This is a genomic window from Streptomyces sp. NPDC059456, from assembly GCF_042750055.1.
Classification (GTDB): Bacteria; Actinomycetota; Actinomycetes; order Streptomycetales; family Streptomycetaceae; genus Streptomyces.
Window position 1 is genome coordinate 1 of the sequence record NZ_JBHYVA010000390.1, and the last position, 7,901, is coordinate 7,901.

Genomic DNA, 7,901 nt, shown 5'->3' on the forward strand with positions numbered 1-7,901 from the left:
GGCGGGGGGGGGGGGGGGTGGCCCCCCCCCCCCCCGCGCCGCCGGCCACCGCCACCGCCGACGGGGTCCAGCTCGCCGCCTACGCCCTCGGCGGCGGCCAGACCCTCGGCGTGGTCACGGCCGAGCGGGCGCCCGGCGACCACACGATCGCGTCCGTGGCCGCCGTCCTGCTGGCCCTGCTCACCGCCGAGCGCCCGGCCGGGGCCGAGGCTGCCGCGCTGGCCCGGCTGCTGCTGGGCGGCTCCCCCGCCGGGGCGCTGGGCGGGCCCGGGCCCTGGTACGCCGTCCACGCCCGGGGCGGCGCCGACCCGCAGGCCCTCGCCGTCGCGCTGGGCACCGTACTGCTGGACCCGGACGGCCCGGCCGTACGGCTGCTGACCGACCGGGATCCGGCCCCGCAGCCCGGATGGCGGCTCGGGGTCAGCGCCCCGGCCGGGCCCGGCGCCCTGGCCGCCGCCGACGCGCAGGCGCGCCGTGCCCTGGAGCGTGCCGAGGCGGCCCGCACCCCGCTGGCCCGGCACGCCGACCCCGGCCTCGCGGGCCTCGTGGGCGAAGCCGAGGCGCGGGCCCATGCGCAGGCCCTGCTGGGGCCGCTCTCCCCGGCCCTGCGCGAGACCCTGCGCGCCTGGCTGTCCCACCACGGCAGCTGGGACCGCAGCGCCGCGGCCCTGGGGGTGCACCGCAACACGGTCCGCCAGCGCATCGTCCGCGCCGCGGCCCTGCTCGGCCGCGACCTCGACGACCCGGACACCCGGATGGAGCTCTGGTTCGCCCTGCGCCGGGAACCGGGCGTCTGAGACCGGGCCGCGTCCGGGCGGCTGCGCCGTACGGATGGACTCGGGCCGTACGGCAGCGGGTGCGCCGCCTCGCGGCGTGGGGCGGCCTACGTTCGCACTGCATCCCCCACCCCACCCCGAAAGGCCGTACCCGTGCGATCGATCCGCCTCGCCCTGACCGCTCTCGCCGCCGGTGGCATCGTCCTGGCGGGCGCGTCCGCCGCCTCCGCCGACAACACCTTCACCGTCTACGCACCGATCGACAACACGTACTCGATCGTCTTCGGCGACCTGAACCAGGTGGCCGGCGACGACGTCTTCAACGCCGGCCGCGACAACACGGTCGGCTCCCACAACGGTGCCGCCACGGCCGGCGACATCGGCATGGCGGCCATGCCCGGGACGCAGGTCATGAGCAACGAAGCCCTGATGCACGGCGCCGCGGGCCAGTGGACCGGCAGCGTCCTCGGCAAGTAGTTCCCGCCGCCGGGTGTCCGACGGGAGGCCGCCCGGGCGGTGTGCCGTCGGACATCACACCGCTACCCCTCCCCCATCTCTGGACAGCCCGCCCAACCCACCGGTAACTTAGAGGGTCTGAGCAAGCGCTTAGACACGGCGCGACAGCGCGACGGGCGACAGGATCGAGGAGGCGGCTGTGCGCCGTACCGTTTTCAACGAGGACCACGAGGCGTTCCGCGAGACCATCCGTGCCTTCATAGAGGCCGAGGTCGTCCCCGTCTACGACGAGTGGTTCGCGGCCGGCCAGGCCCCGCGCGACTTCTACTACAAGCTCGGCGAGCTGGGCGTCTTCGGCATCAACGTCCCCGAGGAGTTCGGCGGCGCCGGCCTGGACACCCACAAGTTCGAGGCCGTCCTGTACGAGGAGACCTCCCGCGCGGGCGTGAACTTCGGCGGCTCCGGTGTGCACGTGCTGCTCGCCCTCCCCTACATCAAGATGCTGGCCGACGACGAGCAGAAGAAGCGCTACCTGCCGAAGTTCGTCTCCGGTGAGGAGATGTGGGCCCTCGCCATGACCGAGCCGGGCACCGGTTCCGACGTCGCGGGCATGAAGACCACCGCCAAGCTCTCCGAGGACGGCACGCACTACGTCCTCAACGGCTCCAAGACCTTCATCACCGGCGGCGTGCACGCCGACCGCGTGATCGTCTGCGCCCGCACCGCCGCCCCGCGCGAGGACGACCGCCGCTACGGCATCTCCCTCTTCGCCGTGGACACCAAGTCCGAGGGCTACTCGATCGGCCGCAAGCTCGACAAGCTGGGCCTGCGCACCTCCGACACCGCCGAGCTGGCGTTCGTCGACGTCAAGGTCCCGGTCGAGGACCTGCTCGGCGAGGAGGGCAAGGGCTTCTACTACCTCGGCCACAACCTGGCCTCCGAGCGCTGGGGCATCGCGTTCGGCGCGTACGCCCAGGCCGCGGCGGCCGTCCGGTTCGCCCAGCAGTACGTCACCGACCGCACCGTCTTCGGCAAGCCGGTCGCGCACTTCCAGAACACCAAGTTCGAGCTGGCCGCCTGCCAGGCCGAGGTCGACGCCGCCCAGGCCGTCGCGGACCGCGCCCTGGAGGCCCTGGACGCCGGCGAGCTGACCCCCGCCGAGGCCGCTTCCGCGAAGCTGTTCTGCACCGAGGTCGCGCACCGCGTGATCGACCGCTGCCTCCAGCTGCACGGCGGCTACGGCTACATGAACGAGTACCCGATCGCCCGCCTGTACGCCGACAACCGCGTCAACCGCATCTACGGCGGCACCAGCGAGATCATGAAGTCCATCATCGCCAAGTCGATGGGCCTGTAACCCTCTTGAACGAGGCACTGACCGATCTCCTCGATCTGCTCGACCTGGAGCAGATCGAGGAGAACATCTTCCGCGGCACCAGCCGGACCTCCCTGGTGCCGCGCGTGTTCGGCGGCCAGGTCGCCGCGCAGGCACTGGTGGCCGCGGGCCGGACGGTGCCCGGCGACCGGCTGCCGCACTCGCTGCACTCGTACTTCCTGCGCACCGGCGACTCGGGCGCGCCGATCGTGTACTCGGTGGACCGGATCCGCGACGGGCGCTCCTTCACCACCCGCCGGGTGGTCGCGGTCCAGCACGGGCAGCCGATCTTCCACCTCTCCGCGTCCTTCCAGAAGTACGAGGACGGGCTGGAACACCAGGGCACCATGCCCGCGGCGCCCGACCCCGAGTCCCTGCCCACGGCGGCGGAGGCGCTGCCGCACTACCGCGACACCTTCCGCGACCCCGGCACCGTCGAGCGGCTGCTCGACGCGCGCGGCGCGGTGGACCTGCGGTACGCGACGACCCCGCCCTGGGGTTCGGACGGCCGGCCGACCAAGCCGCGCTCACAGGTCTGGTTCCGCACCCAGGGCAAGCTCGCGGACGACCCCCTGCTGCACATCTGCCTGGCCACGTACGTCTCGGACATGACCCTGCTCGACTCGGTGCTGCTCGCGCACGGCCGGGGCGGCTGGGCGGTCGGCGACGTGGTGGGCGCCTCCCTGGACCACGCGATGTGGTTCCACCGGCCGTTCCGTGCCGACGAGTGGCTGCTGTACGACCAGGAGTCCCCGTCGGCGGCCGCCGGACGCGGCCTGGGACAGGCCAGGATCTGGACGCAGGACGGCCGTCTGGCGGTGACCGTCATCCAGGAGGGCGTGGTCCGCGTCCCGCGCGCGTAACTCCCCCGCCCCCGCCCTCGCGGTCAGTCCCACCAGAACGCCCAGTGGCCGACGCCGGTCACCGCCTCGTCCGCGTAGGCGCGGACGCTGCCGGAGCCCTGCCAGACGTTGTCGGGGCAGAAGGCGAAGTGCTCGGCGGCCACCGGCAGGGCCGCGACCGTCGTCGGGGGCGGGGCGGCCACGGACAGATGGAGCTCGTCGAAGCCGAGCGCCACGACCCGCGCGCCGAACCTCTCCTCCCACGACCGCATGACGGTGGTGAGCAGGGCCGTGTCGTCCTCGTGGTTCAGCGCCCCCTGCCAGCCCATCGCGGTGGGTACGTCGGCTCCCCGGCCGGCGGGGATCAGCGCGAGCCGCGGGCCCGGCAGGACGCCGTCGCGGATCAGCCCGTCCGCGAGGGCGAGGGCGGCCTCCTCCGGATCCTCCCGGGGGACCCGGTGCTCCGCCAAGCCCGGCCAGTCGCGGCCGAAGGGGGCCGTGAGCCCGGCGCCGTCGGGGCCCTCCCCCTCCTCGGGATCGGGGACGACCCCGGCCCAGAACTCGCGCAGCACCGGCTCGACGTGGTGGTCGTCGGGGTCGGACATCGAACCGGGGCGCAGCTCGCCGCGGGTCCACCAGCCCTCCAGGCCGCGCCGGTCCTGCAAGAGCACCGCCTGGAGGCCGGTACCGGCCAGGGCGGGGCGGGCGCGGCAGGCGGCCAGCGCGCCGACGCCGACCGGCTCGTCGGAGACCCACAGCAGCGGCTCGCGCCGCGCCCGGGAGCGCAGCAGGCCCCGCCCGGCGGGCCCGTCGACGACCGTGCCGGGCGGCAGGTCCAGCCCCAGCGCGCGGCCTTGCCGGTCCTCGGTCAGCAGGGACAGCGCGTTCTGCTTCTTCGGCGGTTTCGTCACGCCTTCGACGCTAGCCCCGGCCACTGACAACGCCCTTTCCCGGAGGGGCCGGTGGCACTCCCTAGGCTTCGGGTTTGGCCTTGAGCTTGGCCCAGACCGCTTCCAGCGCGGCTATGTCCTCGTCGTCGAGGCGGTCGTCGAAGGCCTCGGCGAGGGCTTCCCGGCGGGTGGCGTCAGCCTCGGCGAAGGCGCGGCGGCCCGCGGTGGTGAGGGCGATGCCCACGGACCGGGCGTCCGTCGGGGACGGGACCCGTTCGACCAGGCCGCGGGCCCGGAGGGAGTCGGCGACGCGGGAGACCTGGCTGCGGCTGAGCAGGGTCCTGGTGCCCAGCTCGGACGGGGCGACCGGTTCCTGCTGCACGCTCAGCCACAGCATCACCTCGAACCACGACAGCGGCAGGTCGTGCTTGCGCGTGAGCGCCTGGTCGACCCGGGCGGTGAGGGTGGTCCCGGCCCAGACCAGACCGTAGAAAGCGTGGTCGCGGGGGGTGAGGCCGTCCAAGTTGAGATTCGCGTGCGCCATGGGGCAAGGGTACCGGGTTGCGTGCACGTGCACACATCGTTAATGTGTGTGTGCACGCACAAATCCAGGGAGCCTTCCATGACCACCAAGACCACCGCCAAGACCGTCCTCATCACCGGCACCTCCTCCGGCATCGGCCTGGCCGCCGCGGTCGCCGCCGCCAAGGCCGGCTGGCACACCGTCGCCACCATGCGCGACACCACCCGCTCCGACGCCCTGGTCAAGGCCGCAGCCGAGGCCGGCGTCGCCGACCTCGTCCAGGTCAAGCGGCTGGACGTGACCGACGCGGACTCCGTGGCCGGCTGCGTGGCCGAGGTCGTCGCCGAGCACGGGCACCTCGACGCCGTCGTGAACAACGCGGGCGCCGGCTTCGTCGGCACCGTGGAGCAGCACGGCATGGAGCAGGTGCGGTCCGTGATGGAGGTCAACTTCTTCGGCGTCGTCGAACTCACCCGCGCCGCGCTCCCCCACCTGCGCGCCTCGGGCGGCCGGGTCATCACCGTGACCAGCGTCGGCGGTGTGATCGGCCAGCCGTTCAACGAGTCCTACTGCGCGGCCAAGTTCGCCGTCGAGGGCTTCATGGAGTCCCTCGCGCCGGTCGCCGCGGCCGCGGGCGTCCAGGTCAGCGTCGTCGAACCGGGCGCCGTCTCCAGCGAGTTCGTGAACAACGTCGGGCTCGACATCCCGGCGCTGCTCACCCAGGCGGGTCCGTACGCCCCGCAGCTCCAGGGCTACATCAACCACGCCATGCAGTCCTTCGGCAGCGACACGGCGCAGACCCCGGAGCAGGCGGCGGCCCCGGTCGTCGAGGCGCTGACCGCCGAGAAGATGCCGTTCCGGATCCAGACCTCCGACTGGGCCCGCGCCTTCGTCGGCATGAAGCTCGCCGACCTCGACGGCTCCGCCGTCCAGACCGAGATGGGCTCCTGGCTGGGCTAGCCGGCGGGCCGGACGGTCGGCCGCAGCGCCGGCGGGGCCCGACGGGGCCCCGCCGGGCGGGCTACAGCAGGCCGGCCGACGACAGCAGGTACGCCACCATCGGGTCGTAGAAGCGCGGGTCGCGGACGTGGTCGTCCAGCGGGACCGCCACCTGGAGGGTGCCCTCCGCCTCGCCGAGGAACAGCGCGGGGTCATTGCAGTCCGCGTACCCCACCGCGTCCAGCCCGCGCTGCGCCGCGCACCCCGCCCAGCCGTGGTCGGCGACGACCAGGTCCGGCTGGGGGCGGCCCTGGGCCGTCAGGCCGTCCAGGATCGCGGCCATCGGCTCCGGGGAGTGGGTGTGCCACAGCGTGGCGCCCCGTTCCAGCACGGCGACGTCGGCGAACTGCCACACCGAACCCTCGTCCGCGACCAGGCCCGGGGGGATCACCACGATCTCGCAGCCCGCCGCGCGCAACGCAGCCGCCGTCGACCGGTGGACGTCCAGCAGCCCGCCCGGGTGCCCCGTGGCGAGCAGCACGCTCTGCCGGTCCAGGGCCGCCTTGCGCAGCCGGGCCGCCATCCGGTCCAGGCCGGAGACGGTCAGCTCCGGGTCGATGGTGTCCTGGCCGAAGCGGTGCGCGGCGTCGTCGACGACGCCGACCCGCTCCGCCATCACGGCGAGCACGTCCTGCTCGTCCGTCCAGCGGTCGCCCAGTTCCAGGCCCAGCCAGTAGTGCCGGTCGCCGTTGGCGAGCTTGCGGTAGTGCGACAGGTTGTTCTCGCGCGGCGTGGCGACCTGACCGGAGATCCGGGTGCGGACCAGGTGGTCAATCAGTTCGGCGCGGCTCGGTACGGGCGTCTCTATCGGCTTCGGCATGCGGCCCATTCTGCCGCCGCCGAACCCCCGTCGCCGGTTCCATTCCGACCAGCGGACGTGTCGCCTCACCCCGACAGCGCCCCGAACGCCCCGTGCGCCAGCCGCCGCAGCAGCGATTCCGTCGCCGCCCGGCCGAGCGCCGCCAGGTGCGGCGTGGAGTTGAGCAGGCCGAACACGGCGTGGACGGACACCCGCACCTCGGCCTCGCCGACCTGCGGGTGCAGTGCGCGCACGACCTCCACCCACAGCTCGACGTACTGCCGCTGGAGCTGGCGCACCAGCTTGCGGTCGGCCTCCCGCAGCCGGTCCAGTTCCCTGTCGTGCAGGGTGATCAGCGCCCGGTCGTCGAGGGCGAAGTCGATGTGGCCGTCGATGAGGGAGGCGAGCACGCCGTCCGGGTCTCCCGCGGCCTCGGCCACCCGGTGGCGGCCGCCGGTCAGCAGGCGCTCGCTGATCCCGACCAGCAGCTCGGCGAGCATCGCGTCCTTGCCCGCGAAGTGGCGGTACAGGCCGGGGCCGCTGATGCCCACCGCGGCCCCTATCTCGTCCACGCCGACGCCGTGGAACCCGCGCTCGGCGAAGAGGCGGGCGGCCTCACTGAGGATCTGCTCGCGACGGGTCGGGGCGGCCGCTCTGGTGCTCATGGGAATCCATTCTAGACAGGGCCGTTAGCGCTCGTTAACCTAGGCGGTACATGCGTTAACGCTCATTAACAGCGTGCACCGAGCAAGGGAGCTCGACCGATGCAGCAGGCACCAGTGCTGACGAGCGCCGCGGACCCGGCGTCCGAGGCCTGGCGGACCAACGAGGCCGCCCACCGCGAGCTCGCCGAGGGGCTGCGGGCCCGGCTCGACGCGGCCCGGCTCGGCGGCGGGGAGAAGGCCCGCGCCCGCCACACCGCCCGCGGGAAGCTGCTCCCCCGCGACCGCGTGGACACCCTCCTGGACCCCGGTTCGCCGTTCCTGGAGCTGGCCCCGCTGGCCGCCGAGGGCATGTACGGGGGCGCGGCCCCGGCCGCCGGGGTCATCGCGGGCATCGGCCGGGTCAGCGGCCGCGAGTGCGTGATCGTCGCGAACGACGCCACCGTCAAGGGCGGCACGTACTACCCGATGACCGTCAAGAAGCACCTGCGCGCGCAGGAGGTGGCCCTGGAGAACCGTCTCCCCTGCCTCTACCTGGTCGACTCGGGCGGCGCCTTCCTCCCCATGCAGGACGAGGTC

Annotated in this window: 10 protein-coding genes; 6 read left to right on the plus strand and 4 right to left on the minus strand. The window is 73.6% G+C overall.

What is annotated here, in order from left to right; genetic code table 11:
• The 4 genes from ACFXA3_RS27780 to tesB form a co-directional block, all read left to right on the plus strand.
• Positions 1–797, plus strand: a 797-nt coding sequence (locus tag ACFXA3_RS27780; protein WP_385191158.1) for a PucR family transcriptional regulator, incomplete at its 5' end; no start/stop codon positions are given.
• A gap of 132 nt (positions 798–929) precedes the next feature.
• Complete coding sequence (locus ACFXA3_RS27785) at positions 930–1,253, plus strand: hypothetical protein (protein ID WP_385191160.1); 324 nt, start codon at positions 930–932, stop codon at positions 1,251–1,253.
• Between the two features lie 178 nt (positions 1,254–1,431).
• Positions 1,432–2,589: an acyl-CoA dehydrogenase family protein gene (locus ACFXA3_RS27790; protein ID WP_266666858.1), complete on the plus strand. Its 1,158-nt coding sequence runs from the start codon at positions 1,432–1,434 to the stop codon at positions 2,587–2,589.
• Between the two features lie 5 nt (positions 2,590–2,594).
• Positions 2,595–3,470, plus strand: a complete 876-nt coding sequence (gene tesB, locus ACFXA3_RS27795; RefSeq protein ID WP_385191162.1) for an acyl-CoA thioesterase II — start codon at positions 2,595–2,597, stop codon at positions 3,468–3,470.
• 23 nt (positions 3,471–3,493) lie between these two features.
• On the opposite strand, the gene ACFXA3_RS27800 is transcribed toward tesB, so the two are convergent.
• Complete coding sequence (locus tag ACFXA3_RS27800; protein WP_385191164.1) at positions 3,494–4,360, minus strand: DUF4253 domain-containing protein; 867 nt, start codon at positions 4,358–4,360, stop codon at positions 3,494–3,496.
• A 61-nt stretch (positions 4,361–4,421) separates the two neighbouring features.
• Positions 4,422–4,883, minus strand: a complete 462-nt coding sequence (locus ACFXA3_RS27805; protein WP_385191165.1) for a MarR family winged helix-turn-helix transcriptional regulator — start codon at positions 4,881–4,883, stop codon at positions 4,422–4,424.
• 78 nt (positions 4,884–4,961) lie between these two features.
• Here ACFXA3_RS27805 and ACFXA3_RS27810 point away from each other — a divergent pair, with 78 nt between their 5' ends.
• Positions 4,962–5,822, plus strand: coding sequence for an SDR family oxidoreductase (locus tag ACFXA3_RS27810; protein WP_385191167.1), 861 nt, complete (start codon positions 4,962–4,964; stop codon positions 5,820–5,822).
• Positions 5,823–5,883: 61 nt separating this feature from the next.
• Here the strand turns inward: ACFXA3_RS27810 and ACFXA3_RS27815 are convergent, their stop codons facing one another.
• Both ACFXA3_RS27815 and ACFXA3_RS27820 read right to left on the minus strand, forming a co-directional pair.
• On the minus strand, positions 5,884–6,690 hold the full coding sequence (locus tag ACFXA3_RS27815) for a phosphatase (protein ID WP_385191169.1): 807 nt from the start codon (positions 6,688–6,690) through the stop codon (positions 5,884–5,886).
• A 56-nt stretch (positions 6,691–6,746) separates the two neighbouring features.
• Entirely contained in the window at positions 6,747–7,325 is a 579-nt protein-coding gene (locus ACFXA3_RS27820) for a TetR/AcrR family transcriptional regulator (protein WP_385191171.1), read from the minus strand.
• A 99-nt stretch (positions 7,326–7,424) separates the two neighbouring features.
• On the opposite strand from ACFXA3_RS27820, the gene ACFXA3_RS27825 reads away from it, so the two are divergent.
• The coding region (locus ACFXA3_RS27825) for a carboxyl transferase domain-containing protein (protein ID WP_385191172.1) at positions 7,425–7,901 on the plus strand (477 nt) is incomplete at its 3' end.